Annotated in this window: 15 protein-coding genes; 5 read left to right on the top strand and 10 right to left on the bottom strand. The window is 41.4% G+C overall.

Features of this window, described 5'->3' with window-relative positions; all coding sequences use genetic code 11:
* Positions 1-282: 282 nt before the first annotated feature.
* Together CRO56_RS03235 and CRO56_RS03230 are read left to right on the top strand one after the other, a co-directional pair.
* Positions 283-1,872 (top strand): SWIM zinc finger family protein, encoded by a 1,590-nt coding sequence (locus CRO56_RS03235; RefSeq protein WP_097157136.1) that lies wholly within the window; start codon positions 283-285, stop codon positions 1,870-1,872.
* Positions 1,850-4,678, top strand: coding sequence for a DEAD/DEAH box helicase (locus CRO56_RS03230; protein WP_097157135.1), 2,829 nt, complete (start codon positions 1,850-1,852; stop codon positions 4,676-4,678). The genes CRO56_RS03235 and CRO56_RS03230 overlap by 23 nt, the downstream gene beginning before the upstream one ends.
* Before the next feature lie 400 nt (positions 4,679-5,078).
* On the opposite strand, the gene CRO56_RS03225 is transcribed toward CRO56_RS03230, so the two are convergent.
* The gene (locus CRO56_RS03225; protein WP_097157134.1) at positions 5,079-5,534 is read right to left on the bottom strand and encodes a hypothetical protein; all 456 of its coding nucleotides are present in this window, start codon (positions 5,532-5,534) and stop codon (positions 5,079-5,081) included.
* Between the two features lie 437 nt (positions 5,535-5,971).
* Positions 5,972-6,400, bottom strand: a complete 429-nt coding sequence (gene ssb / locus CRO56_RS03220; RefSeq protein ID WP_097157133.1) for a single-stranded DNA-binding protein — start codon at positions 6,398-6,400, stop codon at positions 5,972-5,974.
* Between the two features lie 287 nt (positions 6,401-6,687).
* Here ssb and CRO56_RS03210 point away from each other — a divergent pair, with 287 nt between their 5' ends.
* A complete protein-coding gene (locus tag CRO56_RS03210) occupies positions 6,688-7,125 on the top strand; it encodes a YwpF-like family protein (RefSeq protein ID WP_245855554.1) in 438 nt (145 codons plus the stop codon).
* A 39-nt stretch (positions 7,126-7,164) separates the two neighbouring features.
* Here CRO56_RS03210 and CRO56_RS03205 read toward each other — a convergent pair whose 3' ends face one another.
* Together CRO56_RS03205 and CRO56_RS03200 are read right to left on the bottom strand one after the other, a co-directional pair.
* Complete coding sequence (locus tag CRO56_RS03205) at positions 7,165-8,013, bottom strand: M55 family metallopeptidase (protein WP_097157130.1); 849 nt, start codon at positions 8,011-8,013, stop codon at positions 7,165-7,167.
* Between the two features lie 18 nt (positions 8,014-8,031).
* Positions 8,032-9,099, bottom strand: coding sequence for a M42 family metallopeptidase (locus CRO56_RS03200; RefSeq protein ID WP_097157129.1), 1,068 nt, complete (start codon positions 9,097-9,099; stop codon positions 8,032-8,034).
* A gap of 139 nt (positions 9,100-9,238) precedes the next feature.
* Here CRO56_RS03200 and CRO56_RS03195 point away from each other — a divergent pair, with 139 nt between their 5' ends.
* Positions 9,239-10,408: an amidohydrolase gene (locus tag CRO56_RS03195; RefSeq protein ID WP_097157128.1), complete on the top strand. Its 1,170-nt coding sequence runs from the start codon at positions 9,239-9,241 to the stop codon at positions 10,406-10,408.
* Between the two features lie 204 nt (positions 10,409-10,612).
* Here CRO56_RS03195 and CRO56_RS03190 read toward each other — a convergent pair whose 3' ends face one another.
* The gene (locus CRO56_RS03190; protein ID WP_097157127.1) at positions 10,613-11,896 is read right to left on the bottom strand and encodes an S-layer homology domain-containing protein; all 1,284 of its coding nucleotides are present in this window, start codon (positions 11,894-11,896) and stop codon (positions 10,613-10,615) included.
* Positions 11,897-12,019: 123 nt separating this feature from the next.
* Positions 12,020-13,120 (bottom strand): AbrB family transcriptional regulator, encoded by a 1,101-nt coding sequence (locus tag CRO56_RS03185; protein WP_097157126.1) that lies wholly within the window; start codon positions 13,118-13,120, stop codon positions 12,020-12,022.
* Between the two features lie 203 nt (positions 13,121-13,323).
* Here CRO56_RS03185 and CRO56_RS03180 point away from each other — a divergent pair, with 203 nt between their 5' ends.
* A complete protein-coding gene (locus CRO56_RS03180) occupies positions 13,324-13,539 on the top strand; it encodes a hypothetical protein (RefSeq protein WP_097157125.1) in 216 nt (71 codons plus the stop codon).
* Between the two features lie 85 nt (positions 13,540-13,624).
* On the opposite strand, the gene CRO56_RS03175 is transcribed toward CRO56_RS03180, so the two are convergent.
* The 4 genes from CRO56_RS03175 to CRO56_RS03160 form a co-directional block, all read right to left on the bottom strand.
* On the bottom strand, positions 13,625-14,512 hold the full coding sequence (locus tag CRO56_RS03175; protein WP_097157124.1) for an ROK family protein: 888 nt from the start codon (positions 14,510-14,512) through the stop codon (positions 13,625-13,627).
* Positions 14,513-14,530: 18 nt separating this feature from the next.
* Entirely contained in the window at positions 14,531-14,890 is a 360-nt protein-coding gene (locus tag CRO56_RS03170; protein ID WP_097157123.1) for a DUF4181 domain-containing protein, read from the bottom strand.
* A 223-nt stretch (positions 14,891-15,113) separates the two neighbouring features.
* Positions 15,114-18,902 (bottom strand): S8 family serine peptidase, encoded by a 3,789-nt coding sequence (locus CRO56_RS03165; RefSeq protein WP_097157122.1) that lies wholly within the window; start codon positions 18,900-18,902, stop codon positions 15,114-15,116.
* A 695-nt stretch (positions 18,903-19,597) separates the two neighbouring features.
* The gene (locus tag CRO56_RS03160; protein WP_097157219.1) at positions 19,598-22,450 is read right to left on the bottom strand and encodes a DUF6359 domain-containing protein; all 2,853 of its coding nucleotides are present in this window, start codon (positions 22,448-22,450) and stop codon (positions 19,598-19,600) included.
* Positions 22,451-22,620: the final 170 nt, after the last annotated feature.

The raw sequence follows: 22,620 nt of genomic DNA, 5'->3' as shown, positions 1-22,620 counted from the left end.
TCCGGGGTTTCGTGCATTCCTCTCCCGGTTTCGTGCATTCCGTCCGGGGTTTCGTGCATTTCTCAACCGGTTTCGTGCATTCCAGCAGGATTCCCAATCATTAGTCGCTAACTTCCACCAACATTCATGTGTACTTGCCATCACTTTTTCCCCTCCCCCCACAATTCCACCAAACCAATCGAATTCCCAGCTTAAATAGGGTATAATGAAAGAATATGGTTTTTAGCGGGAAACGGATGTTCCGTCCTCTAACTTAGCTGCCATTAAAGGGGTTTAACCAATATGGAATTCACAATGAAGGAAATGGTTGAAACACTTTCAAATAAATTTCAGGAACGGCTTCACTTTAATGATGAAGAACATGTGAAGCTTGTTCAGCGCAGTCTTTTATTATATCGCCAGGGCCTTGTTTTTCAAGTGAAGCAAAGTGGGCCGAATCAGGTTTCGGCAACTGTGCAGGATGTAATCCCTGTAAAAGTACAGCTTCAGGCAGATAAACTCGAAGACAGTACGTGTGAATGTCCGCAGCAGGGTGTGTGCCGTCATAAGCTTGCGGTGTTTTTTGCCATGCTTTCTAAATATCAGTCAGTTACGAAGTGGGTTGATGATTGGAAGAGAAGTGATTTGCTTGCAAGGCTTCCTATTCAAAAGGGCATCAAGCCAATCGGAGCGACCTCTGCAGGAATTGAAGACAAAATCCCGAGCTGGCTGGAGCGGTTTGAAGAAGAATGGAGTCAGCTTGGCGGATATACGGCTGCTGCCATTAATCAAATCTATCATAAGTTCCGCTGGCAAGAGCCTGAGAATCGCCAGTTAAAGCTAATCTATCGGTTAGCCCTCCAATTTTTCTTTTTACAAAAGCTGTTTGCTCTTTCACCAAGGGAACTCCAAGGTGTACGGATGCATATTGAGTATTTTTTAGATCAGGCGCAAGAGACGATCCGTGCTTTTCATACGCAAACCCTGTCTTTTGATACGGGAGTTTACTTCCCGCAACTCGGGGCTCAGCTACACCCTATTATGAAGGAAGGGCATGGGCTTTTACTTGAAAAGTTCACGCTTTATACGGAGTTCTGGACCTATTTGTGTAAGTCCCCCTCTCTTCGTCAAGAGGAACGTAAATGGTGGGAAGCTTTCATTGATGAGGAACATCCTAGTTTTGCAAACCAGCCCGGGGTTTATATTGCCTTCTGGCATATTCAAATCCTGACTGGACAAGAGGAACAGGTTCTGTCCTCACTCGATGAACAAATGGAACCAAGCCATGTATTTATTTTATTGCATTGGCTTCATTATTTTATTTCTGAAAAACAATGGTCGAGAGCCAATACGTTTTTCGATAAATTTTTAAAGGGATGGCCTTTGTATGTAAAAGAGGCGGATCCTCAGCAAGCACGAACTACAGCAGAATTTGCAATTCGCCTAGCTAAACTTTATGGACTGGACCGTAAACTTTCGATTCAGGAAAAACTATTAGAAGCACTGCTTCCTTATAGTTTTCAAGAGTATGCCTCTTATCTGGCCCATACGAAGAAGTACCGAAAATGGATGGAGATTTTGAACTCAATCTCTTACCCTATTCAAGATATCCCTGTAGACTTGCTTGCAACGGTCGAGTCGTCTGATCCGAGGGCCCTGCTTCCTTTATATCATCGTACAATAGCGAGTTTAATTCAGGAAAAGAAGCGTACATCTTATAAAGATGCAGTATTTTATTTAAAAAAATTAAAAAAGCTCTATGAAAAAATGAACGAATATAATACGTGGAATTTATATATCGAAGGTTTATTTGAGGAGACCGCTCGTCTTCGGGCCTTCCATGAAGAATGTAAAAGGGGGAAGCTCATAAATGGTCCGGTTGAAATCCGTTAAAATACATGCTGTTCTAACCGATGATTTTACCATTCGTTTAGGAGCAACGAATGAAGATCATAAATGGCTCCCGCTTTCCGAATGGAAGCACCTATTTTTTCAATGGCATCAGGCAAGCTTTTTTGGGACGTTATATTTAAAGGAAGTTCAAGGCTTTATAGAGCTTACACCATGGCAGGCTACAGATGCCTTTGCGAATGAACCTTTTAATTCTTATGTAGACTGGGATTGGGATGAAACATCTGATTTGCTGATCTCTGTTTCCCGTGTCATTTATGAAAGTATTGTTCAGAAACGAGTCATTCCTTCTTTTGCGCCAAACTTCCCGTGGAAAATTCCTGCGATGGTATGGGATGAATTCTCCCCTGATTTTTGGGAGAGTCCTTTACCTGAAGAAATTTTCCCCGATGCCAAGATTGGGGATTGGGTCGAAGCCTGGTTCCAGCAAGTGATGGATTCCTATATTAGCCAGCCACATGTTGATAATGACTGGACCGCGAAATGGAAGGAACTGAAGGAATCGAGCTACTGGAGCCAGGAGGAATTAGCTGCCTACTTTACCGAAGAAAAATGGCGGCATTGGACAAGTGAGTCCCGCTCTTCCCTTCCCTTTCACCTGGGACTCCGGCTTGAGGAGCCTGAAACGAATGACGACCTTTGGAGTTTAACCCCGTTTTTACAAAGTGTTGATAATCATGAAGAAGTTTACAACTGGAACGAAGTGTTCACTTGGCCTTCCAGCTGGCTCGAATACGAGGAAACGGTAAATGAGGAAGTCGCAAGCTGGAAGAATCTGATTCCTTTTATGGAAGTGAATCGCCCCTTCCAAACGAAGCTAAACGATGAACAGGCATGGGCTTTTCTCACACATTATAGTGAAAAGCTTGTACTCTTAGGGATTAACATTTGGCTGCCATCCTGGTGGCGAAATATGAAGGAAGCTAAACTTAAGCTGCAGGCAAATATAAAAGAAAACGTCGCTGCTGCCCGTCCTTCCATGCTCGGAATGGACCAGCTCTTAGACTTTCAGTGGAAATTGTCTTTAAACGGAGAAGAACTGTCTGAAGCTGAATTTCGCAAGCTTGTTGAACAAAACCGGCATTTCTTGCGGTGGCGCGGGGACTGGGTCAAACTTGACCCTGCTTTTATGAAGCAAATTCAAGAAATGATGAAGCATGCCGATAAACACGGTCTCAAGCTTCGGGATTTGCTTGAACAAAAGCTTTCAAAAATGGGTGGAACCGACCTTGATCCCGATGAGGAAGAGTCAGACGACGATCCATATGATTTTATCCAAATCAAGATGAATCGTCAGCTACGCGATATGCTGCAGACGCTAACCAATCAAACCCGCCTCCCTTTGCAAAAGGTACCTTCTGCCCTTAAGGGAGAACTGCGCCCATATCAGATTGAGGGCTTTAGCTGGCTCTATTTTCTAAGAGAGTTTGGCTTCGGCGGATGTCTGGCTGATGATATGGGACTCGGAAAAACCATACAATTTATTGCCTATCTGTTGAAGTGTAAGGAAGAGAAAAAGGACCCTTCACCTGCATTGATTATTGCTCCTACGTCTGTTATTGGAAACTGGGAAAAAGAGCTGGCTCAATTTGCTCCTTCTCTTAAAGTCTATATCCATTACGGACAAAAGCGTTTAAAAGGAGATGCCTTTATCGAAGCCGCTAAACATGCAGATGTCGTTTTAACCACCTATGGTTTATCGCATATAGATGAGGAGGAACTATCCTCCATTCACTGGAGTGCTATTGGCCTTGATGAAGCTCAAAATATTAAAAATGCCGGGACAAAGCAATCACGTTCGATCCGCAAGTTAAAAGGTAAACATCATATTGCGCTTACAGGGACGCCGATAGAAAATCGATTATCTGAGCTTTGGTCCATCTTTGATTTTCTCAATCATGGCTATCTTGGCAGTCTTCATTCTTTCCAGCACCGGTACATCACATCGATTGAAAGAGATGATGATAAAGAACAGCTGCAAAAACTGCAAGCCCTGATTCGTCCATTCTTACTGCGCAGAACCAAGACAGACGAAAAGATTGCTTTAAACTTGCCAGATAAGCTCGAGCAAAAGCAATATTGTACGCTGACACCTGAACAGGCTGCCCTTTATGAAGAACAAGTCCAGCAAACGTTTGCTAAAATTCAAAGGCTAACTGGTCTTGAAAGAAGAGGTTTAGTCCTGCAGATGCTGGGTAAACTGAAGCAGCTTTGTGACCACCCTTCCCTCTTTTTAAAGGAAGAGCAGCCTGCGGAAATTATCAGCCGGTCGATGAAGATGAAAAAAGTGATTCAATTGCTGGACGATATTTTATATCAAAACGAAAATGCGCTGATTTTTACGCAATACATTGGCATGGGGCAGCTTCTCCAGCAGGTTATGAAAAAACGGTACCGAATGGATATTCCTTTTCTAAATGGGTCTGTTCCAAAGGTGCAACGAGACCGTTGGATTGAACAATTTCAAAACAATGAATTTCCGATCTTTATTTTATCGTTAAAGGCTGGCGGAACAGGACTGAATTTAACAGCAGCCAACCACGTCATTCACTATGATCGCTGGTGGAACCCGGCCGTTGAAAATCAGGCAACAGACCGAGCCTACCGGATCGGCCAGAAAAAATTTGTCCATGTCCACAAGCTTTTAACATCAGGTACATTAGAAGAAAAAATTGATGCCCTGTTGGAACAAAAGAATATCCTAAACGAGGCGATTCTTACACAAGGCGATCAATGGCTCACCGAATATACAGATGATCAATTATTGGAGCTTGTATCATTAAGTTAAAGGGCCAGCCCCCAGAGTTAGGGGGGCTGCCCTCTAATAAGCAAAAACCGGGCAAAAACGCCCGGTTTTTTTTGTGAATTGTTCTTTAATGCCTTTTTAAGTGCTCAATTTCCGACTTTGGTTCTTAAGAACTTTTCTTAAAGACTTTTAGCTTTCTTATTTCCCGATTTGGTCCTTTAGAACGCTTGTCAAAGACTTTTCTCTCAACCGTTCTCCCAATTTCGTCCTTTAGAACGCTTCACAAAGACATTCTCACTCTCAATTTCTGAATCTGGTCTTTTAAAACGGTTATTAAAGATCTTTTTCCCTCGATAGGAAACGGAACGTCCTTTAGAACGATGATCAAAGACCTTAATTCCTTTAGTGGAAGACAGATTCGTCCTTAAGAACCGCTTATTGATTAATACTCAATCGGCTTCAGACATTGGATCAGGATAAACGGCCGTCTCCTGCCATAAACTCCGATATAGTCTGGCGGATTAATCAGTTCAATGATCTGATTGCTCATTTTGAAAGAAAAACAGGATATGATATCGTAAATATCTCCATTTGTAATTGGCAGAAAACCAAAGCGTTCTTCAATCTCTATGATTTGGACAGTAGGATCGATATGGACGAACGCTTTTTTTGAGGCTCTTCCTTCTTTAATGATGGCTTCAAAGGTGGTGGGTTTATTAATGATAAAATGCTGGTAGTGAGAATTTGACTGGACTTTTGGAGTGGGATTCTTTGTATACGGATAATGTTCTCTTTCATTGACATAATGTTCAGGCGTTTGATCCGGGAGAGCAAAAATTTTGATTTCCAGAACATTTTCTCTAGGAAAGTTTGGTAAGGAAATAGTGCGTTTTAACATCTTAACCCCCTTTATTTTGTTTCAAACTCATAGTTTAATATAGTAATTTTTTACTATTCCTTTCTTACTATTTCTACGCTAAAATTTACAATTCCTTCAAATTTATACAAATTTTTATAAAAATTGTCAACTTTATGGATATTTCGCTAAGCACAGATGAGTTAAAAAACTCCAGTTGATTGGCTAATCAACTGGATTAAAAGGGAAGACATTTTGAGTTGAAATAGAGTTGAAATAAGGTGCCGGAGAATGTTTGAGGCTCGTACTAACAAGGAGCTGGTTCGGAAGGTTTAGATTCTTCTTCTAATTGACGAATTCGTGCCTCACATTCTATCAATTGCTGATGAAGCCTCCCGTTGAACCGAATCAGATACTCTAGCATCTCCTCAATACGATAAAGATGATTCGGATGATTAATTGGATTCACCCCCTTTCATTTATTTAAATAGAATCTCTTCGATCGATTCTTTTTGCTCTGGTTCTTTTGTTACTTCTTTTGTTGCTTCTATTGTTGACTCCTTTGCTGCTTCATGGTTTTGCCTGGAATTTCTCGTGTCAATAAACTGAATCGAATCAGCGATTACTTCTGTTACATACACTCGTTTACCTTCCTGATTCTCATAAGTACGTGTTTGAATTTTTCCAATCACCCCGACCAGCGAACCTTTTTTACAATATTGAGCAGTGTTTTCAGCAGCTTTTCTCCAGATTGTACAAGGAACAAAGTCGGCCTCGATTTCTCCCTGTTGGTTTCGGAAATGCCGATTAATTGCGATCGTTACATTTGTTACCGCGGTCCCTTCAGGCGTACGTCTAACCTCAGGGTCTCTCGTTAGTCTGCCTACTAAAGCAACTTGATTTAACATCGTGACTCCTCCTTTTTATTGTTTATCCGTATCATAATGCGATTCTCCTATTTAGTAAAATTTGGATTTCAGGATTTTGATAGTTCATTTTTCCCTAAAAATGACAATAAACCCCATAAAAACAGATTTTTCGATAGTTTTTTCGTTTCATTCAGTGATTTTACATAGTTCGCTATTTTTTTCATTTTTTCAGATTCCTCATTCACTGTGATATAATTTTGAATAATTAGAGACATAAGAACGGAAAACAATATAAAAACCTTGCTTTTTAGGGTAGGAGGCAAAAAATGATGAAAACCTTTAAACTCATTTCCTTTCAAATCATAGACGGTGAAACGGTTCACGATATTCCCCTCAAGGATGGACTTATCATTAACCGGGAAGATGTTGAAAAAAGGTGGTTAATTGAAACTTTTATAGCCCAAGAATATGTTGGGGTATTTGAGGATGCTTTTAAGAATGGGAACGAATTATTCATTCAAGTTGTTATTACACGACCAGAAAATGACCCGGCTCCCTTCCGTGCGACCGTCGTCAAACTGAAAAAAATTAATGAGTCGTATAGCGTTTTGCTCGAAGGATACATTAACAAATCCAGAAATGATTATGCAGAGCTGCTTCTGACCCATCTGCTTGATAAAGGAATTACAGGGGACCAGCTTTTAGAAGCTTTCAAAACAAATATGGTTACGAAGCCAAAACTGCCTGCCGCCAATAAAGAATAATGAAAAAGAAGGAGCTCAGATTCGCTCCTTCTTTTTTATTTATGCATTCACATGCCCCAAAACTCCCGCTGTTGCGGACATCCCAATAATGACACACGCCCACATATGCTTATAAGCGGCAACCATATTGTCACAGGTAAACCTGATTTGAGTCGGTGTAATCAGTTCGACGGTTGGAAGGGTTGTTGTCATATGAGCCTGGTTCGGCGCCTTAAAGGTTAACTCAAAAGTAACAGGGCCCACCATTTTAACAGTTTTCATCTTCTGAATTCCCCGGACTGCGGCTTCTGCTTTTTCACGGATAATCTCTCTTGCTTTTTCTGGATGAAGAAGCTCAGCAGCAAAGCGGTCAATCGCTTTTTTAACGATCGCTGCCTCGACATACGGAAGGGTTTCTTTTACTTCTGTTACATAGGCATCGTCTCCGCTAACGAAGATGGCAGGTACGCCAAAGTCACCAGCGACATAGGAATTCATTTCCGTTTCACCGACGACCTTCCCATTGATTTTCATTTCACTGACACAAATCCCTGCCAATGTATGACTGATCACTGTTCTTTCAGAGCCGCCCTCGCGACCGTGATGACCAACAAACATAATTCCATCAAAGCTTTCATCTAACCCTTCGAGTTGGCACATTACCCGATTATTACCGGAAACAAGTCTTGCCCGCGGATCCAATTCTTCGATTAAAATGTTCGACATATTACCATGACCATCAGCCACAACAACCTCAGCTGCACCGCCGTTAAAAGCTCCTTCTATCGCTGCATTCACGTCATAAGTCATTTGCTTCCGGAACCGCTGATACTCGCCATTAACTCCTAACTGTTTGTTTGTCGCAACTCCCGAAATCCCTTCCATATCAGCTGAGATGAAAATTTTCATAAAATTGCCCTCCTCTATTTAGTTTGTAAATGTAAATTTAGATTCGCTCTTTAATGAACGGACAAATTGTTTGAGTAAGTCTTTGGTTGCTTCGAGATCCTTCAGATCGATTAGCTCAACTGGTGAGTGCGCATAGCGTGAAGGAATCGATAAAACCCCCGTCGGTACGCCTTTTTGACTAAACGCTACTGCTCCCCCATCCGTCCCGATGCCAGGGAATACTTCGAGTTGATAAGGAATCTCTTCCCGCTTGGCTGTTTCAACCAGAGCATCCTTCACTTTGTAATGAGTAATTAAACTGAAGTCCATTACCTTAATGCCAACCCCGGCTCCGATTTGTAGACTTTGGTCCATCGTTTCTTCAGGTGTATCGCTTACCGCAGTCGTATCAACTGCAACCGCAACATCGGCCTGGAGGTTTTGTGAAGCTGTTTTCGCACCACGGAGTCCCACTTCTTCCTGCACGGCAAATAGGAAGATGAGCTCGCCTGCAAAATTACGGTCCTGCAGCTCTTCCAAGGTTTGCAGAAGAACGGCACAGCCAGCCCGGTCGTCGAGCGCCTTTCCGATTACTTTTCCCGTTTTCTCGCTGCCTGCGTATTTCAGTTGTTTTTTCCAAGTGATCGGTGTACCGATTTCAACCCCCAGTTCTTCTGCTTCTGCTTTGGATGTCGCACCGATATCTATGTAAAGCTTTGCGTGCTTTCGAACTTTGGAAGGATCATCAAATTTTACATAATGAGCAGACATCGTCCCGATTACACCATTCAGTTCCCCTGATTTAGTCATCACGGTTACTTCTTGAGCTAATAGAATTCGGTCGTCATGTCCGCCTAATTTTTCAAAACGAAGTAGTCCATTGGATTCGATTTTTTTTACAATAAATCCAACTTCATCGATATGAGCTGTTAATAAGGTGGCTGGCCCTTCCTGATTCCCTTTGGCTCGGGCAATCACATTTCCAATTGGGTCGACTTCAACTGAATCTGCTTTTTCGGTTAAATACTCTTTTAAAAATTGTGATACAGCTGCTTCATAGCCACAAGGTCCATTAAGAGAGGTCAAGGTTTCTAGTAATTTGTACATTCAATTGGCTCCTTTATTCATTTTGGTGATATCTGCTAGATTGAGAGAAACATTTCGAAAATCGAAGTTTTGTAGTAAAGTATAAATATAGATTTTTTAAAAAGCAAGAATATTTAGTAGGATTATAGGAGGCAGAAATATGATTGCGATCACAAATGCATCTGGATTTAAAGGAGATGGCACAAGGTTAGAAAATCTAACCATCTTAGTGAAGGATGGAAAAATTGAGGCAGTCGGACAGGATGTGTCTGTTCCAGATGGATATAAAGTGTTCGATGTGAATGGAAAAGTGATTACGCCTGGGTTAATTGATGTACATACTCATCTTGGTGTTCATGAAGAAGGTCTTGGCAGTGAAGGTGCCGACTTTAATGAAACCACAAGTCCGTTTACCCCACAGGTTCGGGCGATTGACGGATTAAATCCAGGGGAATCCGGTTTTGCGGATGCCCGCCGTTTCGGAGTTACAACAGTACAGGTTATGCCAGGAAGCGCCAACGTAATTGGCGGTGAAATGCTTGTTTTAAAAACGGCTGGTCATGTCGTTGATGACATGATTGTAAGAGAGCCATCTGGATTGAAGGCTGCATTTGGTGAAAATCCAAAACGGGTGCACGGGCCAAAAGGAAAAATGCCTAACACTCGGATGGGAACAGCCGCGGTTTTACGTGAGCAATTGATTAAAGCACAGAATTATATAAATAAACAAGAGAGAGAAGAACACGTCGACCGGGATCTAAGTCTGGAGAATATCTCAAAAGTCTTGAAGCGAGAAATTCCATTACGGGTACATGCCCACCGTGCCGATGATATTGTCACCGTTCTTCGCTTAAAAAGAGAATTCGGCTTTGATTTAACAATTGAGCACTGTACAGAAGGTCATCACATTGCAGAATTTATCGCGAAGCATAGTGATGTTCGTGTATCCGTCGGTCCGACTATGTCTTCCCGCTCTAAGGTTGAACTGGCAGATAAAGGCTGGCATACACTAGGAGCTTTGGCTGAAGCAGGAGTTCCGTTTTCAATAACTACCGATCATCCTGTTGTTGGGATTGAGCACTTGATGACGAGCGTGATTTTAGCAGTTAAGAATGGGGTTAGTGAAGAGTTAGCGTTACAGGCTGTAACCTTGAATGCCGCTAGACACTTAGGGGTTGACGACCGGGTTGGTTCGATTGAAGCTGGCAAGGATGCTGATTTTGCAGTTTGGAACGGTGATCCGTTTGATCTGCGGAATAAGGTTGAGATGACGATTATTAATGGAGAGGTTGTGTACTGGGGTAGTTTAGAGTTGCAAGAAGATTTGTAAATATGGGTGTATAGGTCAATGGTTTTTAGGTGGGGAGCATGATTTTCGGGATGGATTGCACGATTTCTGGATGGGATTGCACGAAATTTGAGGTGGATTGCACGAAATTTGAGGTGGATTGCACGATTTACGGGATGGAATGCACGATATCCCCGAAAGTACCTTCCCTACACCAAAGGCTCCCTCATCCCGAGGGAGCCTTCTCTATTTTCCATCTAAAAACCTATACGCTTCTATATCCCGATAAATTCGGTACACAACCGCTGTAAATTGTGCACGCGTCGTGCTGTCACCGATTCCAAACCGGCCGTTCGTATAGCCGCTTAGATATCCGTTTGAAGCCAGAATTTCAATATATGGCTTTGCCCAGTATCCTTCCCGCACATCGGTGAAACTAGCTGCCCTATCACCTGCTTTTACTTGGAAAGCAATAGTCACAATTTTCGCAAGCTGGGCTCTTGTTAATGGAGCCTCCGGGTTGAATGTTTCAGCTTTACTGAATACGCCTGCCTCAACCAGCTTAGCAATGGCCATATAGTGAGGGTGGTCTTCTGAAACGTCCTTGAATCCAGGATTCTCTGGGATGTTCATTGTCATAGGGATCATCCGAAATAAAAGGGCTGCAGCCTCTGCTCTAGTAATAATGCGGTCTGGCATGAATTTAGTATCCGTTACCCCCGCTACTACATTTAACTTAGCCAGTGCCATAATTGCCTCTTCCGCCCAGTGTCCTTTAACATCCACAAATGCAGGAGCATCAAAAACAGCAAAGAATGCCTCTGCCATCTCTTTATACCCTTCTTCATTCGGGTGAACATTTTGCGGGTTTGGCATGTAATCTTTTGTCTCGAAACCAATCAGACTAGTAACAGAAACTGGCTTTGCACCAGCGGATGCCCCGGCTGCAAGAATCGCCCCATTCATTTGTTCCATCATTCCAGCTGTCAAATCATAAGTTTCCCCTTCAAGATGCGGGAATGGGAAAATGTAATCGGTGATATAAACTTCAGCCTCCGGGTTGATTGTTTTAATTGTGCCTACAATCAAAGCTACATTTTCCGCCATCTTTGTTAATGTTGCCTGTGCTTCTTTGAGATCAAATGATATCTCTCCATTCGCCAGATCAATTTCGGCGATTTGCAGCATATCATTGGCCCCGACCGACAAAGTGACGAGCTCCGCCTTAGTGAGTGCTTCTTTAATCTCAGGTTTATTTAAGTCAGCTAGCACTTGGGCTGAGGTGTAGCCAGGCACAGCAAAGCTTTTGTTTAGATTAACTGTCATTCCTCGTGCTTCTAATTCAGCCTCAATAAAATCTGCATACCCAAGCCCAAGATCTCCATTAGCGGTTACCCCTTTTGCAATCGAATCCCCTAATGCTACGTAATCCATTACAGTTTGTTCTGTTGCTGCAACATTCGATGCCGTACTCAGAAGCAGTAAAGCGGTTACAAAACTTACAATACTCCTTTTCAAAAACCTTTTCATCCAATGTCCCCTTTCCTTATTTTCTATGAGAATAGGAATCTACAGAGAGGAACTGTCTAGGATGTATAAAAACCTCCTCATCAATCTCTAAATAGATTCGATGAGGAGGTATATTTTTCCTTCTTATACATGCATTCGTTTTCGACTCTCCTGTTCTTGCGGTACGATGTCCCGCTCTGCAAACAGGAATTTCATCAGCGGTGTGGCGATTAATAGAATCATAAAGATCCTAAATAAATGAAAGCTTGTTACAGTTGATATATCGGCCTCAACGGCAATAGCAGTGACAGCCATTTCCGCAATCCCGCCTGGCGCCGTACTGAGAAACATTTCATTAAACGGCAGCTGAAACAGGGCAAATAATCCCTCTGCAAGCAGGATGCAAAAGCCGATTAACAGCAGGTTTAAAATAAAACATATGGATAACATTTTAAAAGAAAAATGCTCTTTATCAAATTTCATTTTCACTCCAAGATAGGTTCCAAATAAGAGCTGGGCCCCATCAATCCATAGTGTTGGCATGGATGGAGACGGAAATCCAACTATATTCAGAATACCAACCAGAAGCAATGGCATTAACAAATACGGAATCGGAAAACTGATTTTTTTCGCAGCCCATATCAAAACAGGCAGTCCTGCAATTAACCAAAACAAGGCCATTGGATCAATCTCTGGTAAATATCGAAAGGTTACATCAGCACTAGCTAAAACCGGAACTTCTTGTCCTTTTGCAACGACATGGAAAATCAGCCAAGGAACAATCGTGATGACCATCATGACCCGAAAAGTTTGCATGAAGGCAATGACCGCTTCATCAGCATCCTTCGTTTCCTCTCCTAATAGAACCATCTGCGACAGCCCCCCAGGAAAGCTTCCCAGTAAGACGGTGCTATAGGTTAAATCGGTCCACCTTTTTAACACAAAAGCAGTTGCAACAGAAAATCCAATAATTAACACAGTGGTCACTAGCATAATTGGCAATTGGGTTACCATCAGCAGAGCTGCCTCTTTTGTAAAAGAACTCCCTAGCTGAACCCCCAGTATAAGTAATCCAAAGTTTCTGAACGAGATTGGCCAGTATAAAGATCCTTTGTAAAAAAATTTTATAAATGCCAATGAAAAAAGTGGACCTAACATCCACGGCAAAAACATTCCCACCTGATTAAAAATAAATCCTGCTGTTACAGCAATAAGTAAGGTGATCAAAAACGGTTTGAGTCTCACAAGACGTCCATCCTTTTATTTAGCGTGTCGAAATTTTCTGACTCCAGCTATATTCTACCACAACTATTGTATAAAAAAGAGTAGTGGAATCATTGTTTTATAGTCATACCTCATAGAATCTCATAATATCATAAAACTGATGGGGGTTTTTCCGTTAGATAGAAAGGGAGTTCATCAAAGATGCGGAATAGGAGGAGTTGCCAATGGAAAAATACATTTTTAAACATGTATTAAAAAAACAAAAGGGTATACAAATACATGTATGGGACCGTAAGGAAGATTGTGTCCGAATTGTATACCTGGATCCCAAATCGCTATCCCCTCTAAATGACCAAAGCTGTCCAAAGCGAATTATGCGCTTTATCAGCAAACAGCAGAGCCTCATCGAACTCTGGTTAAATCGTTCGGTTGCGGTTTGACTCACCTTAGATTTACAGCTCTTTATTCTTCTATTATAAAATAACTTTTTTCTCAGAGCTTAGTTTCGAAACTAAGCTCTCTTTTTTACATCGGTAACTCTCCTCTTACGCTTTTTGCAGCCAATGCTAGCGCTCCCTTTACCCCCGCTTCATCCCCTAACCCTGGAGGTACAATCCATTCATCTATTTTTTCAATAATGATCGGATGCTGAACATACCCATTTAACTTTTCAAACACTTTCTTGCGAATCAATGGGAAAAGCTGAGATTGTTTCATAACTCCTCCCCCAATCACTATTCTATGAGGGGATAGGATAAGCGTGTAGGCCATTAATGCTTGTGCCAGATAATCCGCTTCTAGCTCCCACACTTTTTCATTATCGGAGAGCTCTTGTCCTTTTTTACCCCATCTTGCTGTAATAGCAGGACCTGACGCCATTCCCTCTAGGCAATCACCATGGTAGGGGCAGACTCCCTGAAATTCGTCCGAGTGATTTTTGCGAACAAGAATATGGCCCATTTCCGGATGCGTGAATCCTTTCAATGTTTTCCCGTCGACAATGGCACCTACCCCAATTCCTGTTCCAACCGTCATGTACAAACAGCTATCCAGACCTTTGGCTGCTCCCCATATTACCTCTCCCAGAGCAGCTGCATTTACATCTGTATCAAAGCCAATTGGCACATTTAATTTACTTTTCATGCTTCCGAGAAAATCTACCTGACCCCAGCCTGGTTTTGGCGTACTTGTAATGAAGCCGTACTTTTCACTTTTAGGGTCAATATCAATCGGTCCAAATGAGCCGATCCCTAAAGCATCAATCTCTTTGTTTCTGAAAAAATCAAACACCTTTAAAAAAGTCTCACCCGGAGTTGTTGTTGGAAACACAGCTTTTTGAATGATAGATCCCGTTTCATCTCCGATTGCACAGACAAATTTTGTCCCGCCAGCTTCTATAGCACCGAATTTCATCGTGTTTTGCCGCCTCCTTCATGTTAAATAAATAATAGAGCTGATAAATAGAATAATCCAGATAAATTTGCTGGTTGTTAATAGGTACTGCCTTTTTTCACGCTCGTATTTCCATTCCATTGTAAATCTAAATCCAGATAAAAAGGTCAAATAGAGGAAGATCCATGTCCAAAACAGAATACCGCTTTCTCTGGCCATTACTATAGGGAAGACGATCCAGAATATAATGTGAATAATAATTTCCCCGTACCTTTGTACCTTATTTATTGGCTTATAAAAATAAGGTTCTCTGCTCGTAATTTGAAATTTCTTTTTTAGGAACCAATCTGAAACCAATAAAATGACCAACAAGATTAAGATCAACTCAAAAGGTTCCATTATATCCCCTCCTCTATTCAACTATATGTATCGATAATCTTATCTTTCCATTTCTTCGACACCAAGTTGATTTCCTGCAACATTTCTACAATATTTCCCCGGTAATTTTCCAATTCGACATCAGAAAATTTTATATATTGCAGATAGCCTTAATATGGTGTCAGTCTAATAAATGAAAAGAAGACCAACCCCCTAATGAGATTGGCCAAAGAATTACTTTATTTTACTTTTTACTTTCCTTTACAACTTTAACCGTATAAGCAGTTGTATTTCCAGCAAGGTCTGTTGCCTCAAAGGTAAAGACATTTTCACCTTCTTGTAACTGAAGGACAAGATCCTCAATTACATGTTCAAAGCTTCTCATTTCATATGAATCAGCAAGACCTTCGTGATAATAGATTTCGCTTCCATTTTGATACAAGCGAATTTCATCAAAATTATCAGCTACTGTAACATCTACTTTAATACTTTTCACATTATTCTTTACTGTACCACTTTTCGGAACTCCGCTTACCTCAATTACAGGTACAGTTGTATCTACGAAAATCATTCGTTTAAAAGCAATTTCATTATCCTCGTTATCAACTGCTTTAACATCCAAGTGGTGAATTCCATCCGCTAATTGAATGGAGGTATTAAACTCATAGAGCTTTGTCTCTTCATTGTATGCGGTCTCCACCGGATTTCCTGCAACAGTAAACTCTTTTAAGCCAGATGGCTCGTTGATCGTACCTGACAGTACTACCTCATTTGTATTAAAAATACTAAATGCTTCTGGACTAACTAAATTTACATAAGGAACGGTTGAATCTTGCCCTGAAGCATCTCCATCTTCATTTGATCCTTCCTCTGATCCACCTTCAGAAGTGTCATCAGCTTCAGTTGCTGTACTGCTGTTACCTGCATGATCCACTGCGACAACCTCTATTTCAGCTTCAGGAGAAGTTCCTTCTGGTAAAACAAATTCTGTTGTCGAAGGTGCTAAAACGCCATCAACCACTGATTCTCCATTTACATATACATCAATATAAGAGAGTCCAGATCCGCCTTCATTATCGCTAGCCGTAATCGCCACTTTTGTTCCGTCCTCACTAAGAGCTGCTTCAACAGTTGGCGCAACTGTATCCACTTTTACTGGAAGGACCAGTGTTTGCGGTTCAGCCCCAGGATAATCAATGACTGCTTCTAATTCGTAATAGTATAAACCGTCCTCTGCTAAGGCACCGTTAATTGTACCATCCCATAAACGAGAAGCATTTAATGAATAGTATGCTGCACGGCCGCCATCATAATAATGCTTGCGCTGATTATTCTCTGTCCGAAGTTTTCTAATTTCCTTGCCATTTTCATCTAAGATGCTAAAGGTGATCTGTTTCACATTTCGCAGTAATGAGAATGCTGGTACTGCACCATCTTGAACACCATCGCCATTTGGAGATATCGCAATCAATTCTTTATGATATTCATCGGCTAATGGATTATATCCTAAGTAATTGTAGTTGTTATCTAACAAACCAGCAACACCATAGAATGATGCTTCATCATAGACTGTTCCATCAAAGATCGGGGCCTTATTCCAGTCTCCATTAAAGCCAACATACGGAACAGTTAAAGTTGGATTCGTATCGGAAACATCTGTGAAAGTTACAAAGCCTTCGACCCAAAAGCCGCTCTCAAACATTTCCTCAATATCTATTAGCGTTGTCCAGCTTTGCGAAGGGTCGACTACCTGAGCATTAGAAAGATCAACTGTAACTGTTACGTTTTTCTTCTGGCCAGGTTTCAATGTCACCGTTGTTTCTTCACTTCCATTTACTAGAATCGCAGCATTTAAGATTGGCTGTGCCTGCAATTCATTAGCTAGATAGCCTAATTCTCCCCAGCCGGCAAAATCCGTTTGCAGATTTGCAGCTACATTATAAACGGCTGTTTCATTACTATAGTTTTTAGCTACAAGTGTAAAAGTAAATTTATCTCCTACTTCTTTAAGCGCAACCTTTGCTTCTCCTGACTTTTTCTCTGTTACTACAACCGGAGTCGAAAGCGCTGAATGAAGCTGCATTAATCCAGCCCCTTGACGGCGTGGTGAATACGGAACTTCCCAGCCAAATGCCGTTGGAACCGTTCCTTTGTCTAACACAGGAGAAGATGTGTTCATCAGGATATTTTTCGCCATTAAAGCACGATCAAAGCCTTCATAGCCAAAGTCCTCATCCACCCGCTGCATGACGAGTGCTGCACCTCCCGCTACATGCGGAGCAGCCATTGATGTACCGCTCATCATACCGTACTTATCATTATTTAATGTAGAATAAATTTGACCGCCTGGAGCTGTAATTTCAGGCTTAAAGTCAAGGTTAGGCGTTACACCCCAAGACGTGAAAGCACTCATTTTACCAGCTTCAGGGTTTGCTGCAGTTGTTTTATCGCCTTCAAAAGAAACGGTTACTGTTTGTTTAGCATCTAGAGCAGCTTTTAATTTATCACCATCTGTTTTTAACATAAATAACTGAGGAATCGTAATAGCCGGATCAGTTGCCATGTTAACGTAGCCGCTCGTATTGTTGTAAATAATGACCCCAGCTGCCCCTGCCTTTTGTGCATTTATCGCTTTATCCGTAAATGCATGAGTTCCACGTACAACTAGGGCATATTTACCTTCTATATCAAGACCCTCAAAGTCTGCAGCCCCGCCAACACCTGCATAAACCACCTCAAACGACTTCTGCTCTACATCATTCGGATGTACAGATGATGCTGAAAGGAAAGGAGCTTTTCCTGTCGTATCGCCAAAGCTATACGTAATCGCATCTAAATCCATAAATGAATTTTCAATCGAAGCTACCTGTAATGAATCGTATGAAATACCTGGTGAACCAACAACCCCATAATCAGGGTTTGAGACATCAGGATTTCTATATCCATTTCCAAGATGAGCTGAGTTACCTGCTGAAATAGCCATTAAGACGCCGTTTTCAACAGCACGCGCAACCGCTTGTTGCTCAGGATTATTTGCATCTACAAATCCTGCAGTCGAACCCAAACTCATGTTTAAGACATCTGCACCTAGAACAATCGCATCATCAATTGCCTTGATGTAAATATCTCCCCATGTGGATGCCATATTTGGATCATTGGAGAATACTTTAAGAGCTAGCACTTGAGCTTCAGGTGCAACCCCTTTGATTCCGCCATTTTCCTCATCACCATTGGCTGCTACCGTTCCGGCAACGTGCATGCCGTGCATGGAAGCATTTGGGCCAGCAAGATCTTTAATTTCAGAATTTCCGTCAATGTAGTTATACCCATATGGAACCTTGTCTGTGTAAAATTTTCCTGGCAGTCCATTTTCAGCTACTAAACTAGTAATCTCTTCCTCTGAAAGTTCAGCTGCCTCAAGGTCACTTAACACAAAGTCTTTATGTGAAGGGTCAATTCCCGTGTCGATTACACCAACAATCATCCCTTCCCCTTTGTATCCATAATCGCGCCAAGCTGATTGTGCCTGTATTAGTTCTTTACTATAAACCATGTCAGGCTCTTCTTCTGGACGAGTGTATTCAGTAGATATGTATACTTCCTTAACACCTTCAACCGCTGCTAACTCCCCAATTTGACCATATTTTACGTCAGCACTAAAACCATTAGAAACTGTTGTAAAGCTAACATGTTCTTTTAATTGAATTTTTTTAGCCTTAGCTTGCTCTTTAACAGCTTTTTGTGCTGCTTTTCTTTCTGCTTTTAATTGTTCTTTTTCTGCTTTAGAAAGATTTTTGTATTGTTTGCCCTGTTTTTGTGCGACAGTAATAGCTGGTTCTTGTTCCAGCTCTACAATGACACGCACTTCTTCGTCAGGACTAATGGACTTGTCCAAACTAGCCTCTAACGATTGCTGTCCAGTTGCCAGTGACTTCTGTGTAACTGTCTTTTGCGGTACAGAAGCACCAAATGCAACGGTTGAAAAGCATAGGAGTGAAATTATTGCTATGAGTAAACTTTTCTTTGCTTTCAAATTCCTTTTCCTCCCTTTTCTGAAAAATTTGAACATTACTCTTTAAAATTATCATAAGTCTTTTTTCACAGTAACAGCCCAAAAGTAGTATTTTTGTCTAAGTTCATTAGGTATAAATTACCTATATATTCGACAATATTACTCTATCACGTATATGTTCGACAAAAAAGGGTGAATCTTTCGAACTATTAATAGTAGTAATGACTGCGCTCCTGTAAAAAATATTAGATATAAAATTCCTAAAATAATTTCCTATCTCATTTCAGAAAATGTGTGAAGTGGGTATTTTTTGCCTAATTGTAAAACTAGATTAGTTGTATTGTCATTAATTTTGATCCATGGATGGTACGTGGCAAGTGGTCAGTGGTCATATTTTACGGACATAGGATCCGTTATTTGAGAAAAAAAGGGTAATCTCCAAAATTACAGGACACGGGTTCCGTTATTTCAGTAAAAGACAGTGATTTTATGATGTTTTATGTAAAATAACGGATCTGATGTCCTTTTAGCTCATCAAAACAGGGTAATTTATAAGAATAACGTATCCTATGTCCGCATAGAAATAAAATTTTGTGTGTATGCGTCTCCAGAAAGACAGTTTATTACATCCTTGACTAAATATCTCCTGCCAATTTGATTTAATTTCACTACATTTTGATAAAAAAGAACTAGGCTGCGAACCTAGTTCCCCTTTTTTAAATGAATTTTACAAGAATCTTATAATCTTTCTCATCTACTTGCCCATCCTGATTAAGATCCGCTTTTTCGATTTCTGCTTCTGACTCTGTGCCAATTAAGGCTGATAGTAAAGCAAGATCAGCCAGTGATACTTGACCATCTCCGTTAACATCGCCTGATAGACTTGATGTTTCACCAGAAAAATAGTAGATGAACCCAGCCTGTTCTTCTTCATTCCCTTCAGAGTCTGCTAGAAAAATATCTTTTACTTGAATGTTCCAAGCCTGATCAGCTTTGCCTTTTTGTACAAAGGTAAGGGCATATAAATCTTGGTTCCCTTCTAGACCAGTTTCTCCGAGCTTTGCAAATGCCAGTTCAACTTTTCCTTTTGCTTCAGAAACGACTGGGTCTGTCAAATCATCGGTTAAGCTTTCCGCTCCTAAGAAGTTAAGAGCTTTTTCATCAAATTGAATCGTAAGTTTTCCTGCGCGAAAATCTTTAAGCTCTTGACCAGTCAATATCACTTTTGTCTTTCTGCCATCTCCAGGTGCTGTCGTAAAAGTAAATGACCCAATCGAATCATCTACGTAGGATAATTCAAGGTCTGCCTCTCCTCGCGGCTTTACTTGGAAGGTACCTCTGAATATGCTGGCAATCCCCGTTACGTTAATGACGTCCCCTTCTTTAAACTGAGAAGTAAATGCAGCATAATCATAACCTGTACGGTTATCAATACGGACAAGGACTGACTCTTCCCCTTTAACCGCTAAAAATTCAACTGTTCCATAGCTTTGTTCTTTAATTTCGGTAATTGTAACTCCGTCCAGTTTAACTAACTCCCCTTGCACGTCTTGATTGACCTCTGCTGGAGACACGATCACTGCTTCAGGAAGAGGCTGATTCGATGACAGCACTTTAATTGTCGGATTAGTCAGCTGTTTTTCTTCATTAAATTGCCCAAGAGTACCCTCAATTCTTACTAGATCTCCTTGAGAGATACCAGTGCCAGATTGATAAACATAAATTCCGCCAGTTTCATCTTGGACGTAAAATCCTTTAGAGCCCCAGCTTCCAGGAACGGTAGTTATTACCCCTTCTACTGTTACAGTTTCGCCGTCCGCTAATTTACGAGCATCAGCAATTGTGAAAATTGACGGCTCTTCAGGATTCGTTTCACCATCTGCTGGTGTGAAACCTGCGGCTTGTGCTTCCGCTTCAGACCAGAAGAAAATTCGCTTATCGACAGGAACAGTTTCCCAAAGTTCTGGTGCGACATATTCCTTTGTATCAGAATGGCCTACCGGCTTATCAAGACCGCCGCCTTGTTCACGCGCTCTGAACTCAAATGGCAATTCTAACAGCGGATCCTCAGGATTCCAAATGCCTAATCCTGCTTGACTAGCTTCTCTTACTGCCGCCTGATAGATTTCATACTCATCCATGTCTCCAACTGGCCAGATAAAGTATGTAACGGCATATCCCTTTTGCACCATTTCTAAGTTTGTATTAAGATTATCCTCTTTACGGATCACTTGAGCAAGCAAACGTCCGTAATCATCAAGCGGTTCTTCACCGACTTTAACGATGACCTCATCCCCTGGCTCAAGAAGGGTGCTCATATATTCTTTAGCTGCAAGACCATGCTCCAATTGGCTTTGATCTAATTCATTTTGCGGATTATGGTATGTTTCCGGTGTATCAATATTGACAAAACGAACACTTGTTGTGCCTAAGACAGGTGTTGTGATGTTAATCGTGTCCCCATCCACCACACGAGAAACCACTGCTTCATATTCTCCTGATGGGTCTGGTGCAGGCGGCTGATTTTCTAAAAGTTGGATGTCTTCACTTGAGCGCGGAAGCAGCTGATACGAATTATACTGGCTCATGATTCCTGTAAACGAGTACCACTTACCCTGTTCAATGGAGGAAATCGCGTTTGTTCCTTCCATAACGCGAAGAGTGGTTCCATTGAATTCTTCATCTACAATCGTTACATTGTATCCGCCGCCTGCATGGCTGCTTAGCACAGATTGCACATAACCTTCTACTTGCACGAGAGTTCCCTCAAACGGCTCAGCTGTCGCTTCATTCATAAAGTCTGCAAGCGTAATCGTTTGCGGACTTGGCAGCGGCTGATTTTCGGCAACGACTTGAATCCCGTTTGCTTCTGGTTCGATTTCCGTTAATCCATTGTATATTGTGATCGTTCCTGTGACTTCAACTAGATCCCCTTCATCAAGTGAAGGGTAGGTACTCGGATCAAAGGCAAAAATATTGATTCCGCCCGTTTCGTCCTGCATGTATGTAGAAAGCCTTCCTCCGCCAATCGCGTCATTATCAGCGGTCACAACTCCCTCGATGGTGACCATCTGGCCAGTTTTGGTTTTGGCATCTGCTATAGTAAGGGCTTGAGGATCACCTGGCTCTTCCGGGTTAGGTTCACCTTCTACAAATGTAATGGAAGTTGGCTGCCTCAAACCAGGAACTGTGAAATATGGTTCCAGACTGCCTTTCACCTGAATTTTACTGCCTATTATATCGGGATTTGTTTGCAAACCAAATTGCAATCTGAACTCGGATGTTAATTGAACAGGCAGAATTTTTGCTGGGTCTGTTTCAGTTGGAGAGTCTGCGATCGCAAGGTTGTAATCATTAGCAAACGGAGCCTCTCTATCGTATGAGTTGGTTCCGGTTGTATGCCCGACAATATAGCCTTCTACTGTCGCTGTACCCGTATTGTTTGCAATTGCTTCAGCAACCGATATCGCATCAGCTGTTTCCGCCTTTGAAACAAATGGAGAAATTAAGCTAACCACTAAAACGAATGATAAAATAAGCCTTAAACTCGCTGAACGTAACTGCTTCATCCATTTCCCTTCTTTCTTTCCATAATAGTTTTTCCTGCTTTTTAAAATAAAAGTAAAAATCGACATGATGCACGCGCCTATTATACAGAAATAAAAAGAGTTCGAGTGAAAATTAACGGACATTTTACGCAAATCACAACTTATGAACTAGTTGTAAAAAAATTTAGTTC

Origin of the sequence: Bacillus oleivorans (genome assembly GCF_900207585.1) — a bacterium.
Classification (GTDB): domain Bacteria; phylum Bacillota; class Bacilli; order Bacillales; family JC228; genus Bacillus_BF; species Bacillus_BF oleivorans.
This window is presented reverse-complemented; position numbering and strand designations above follow the sequence as displayed.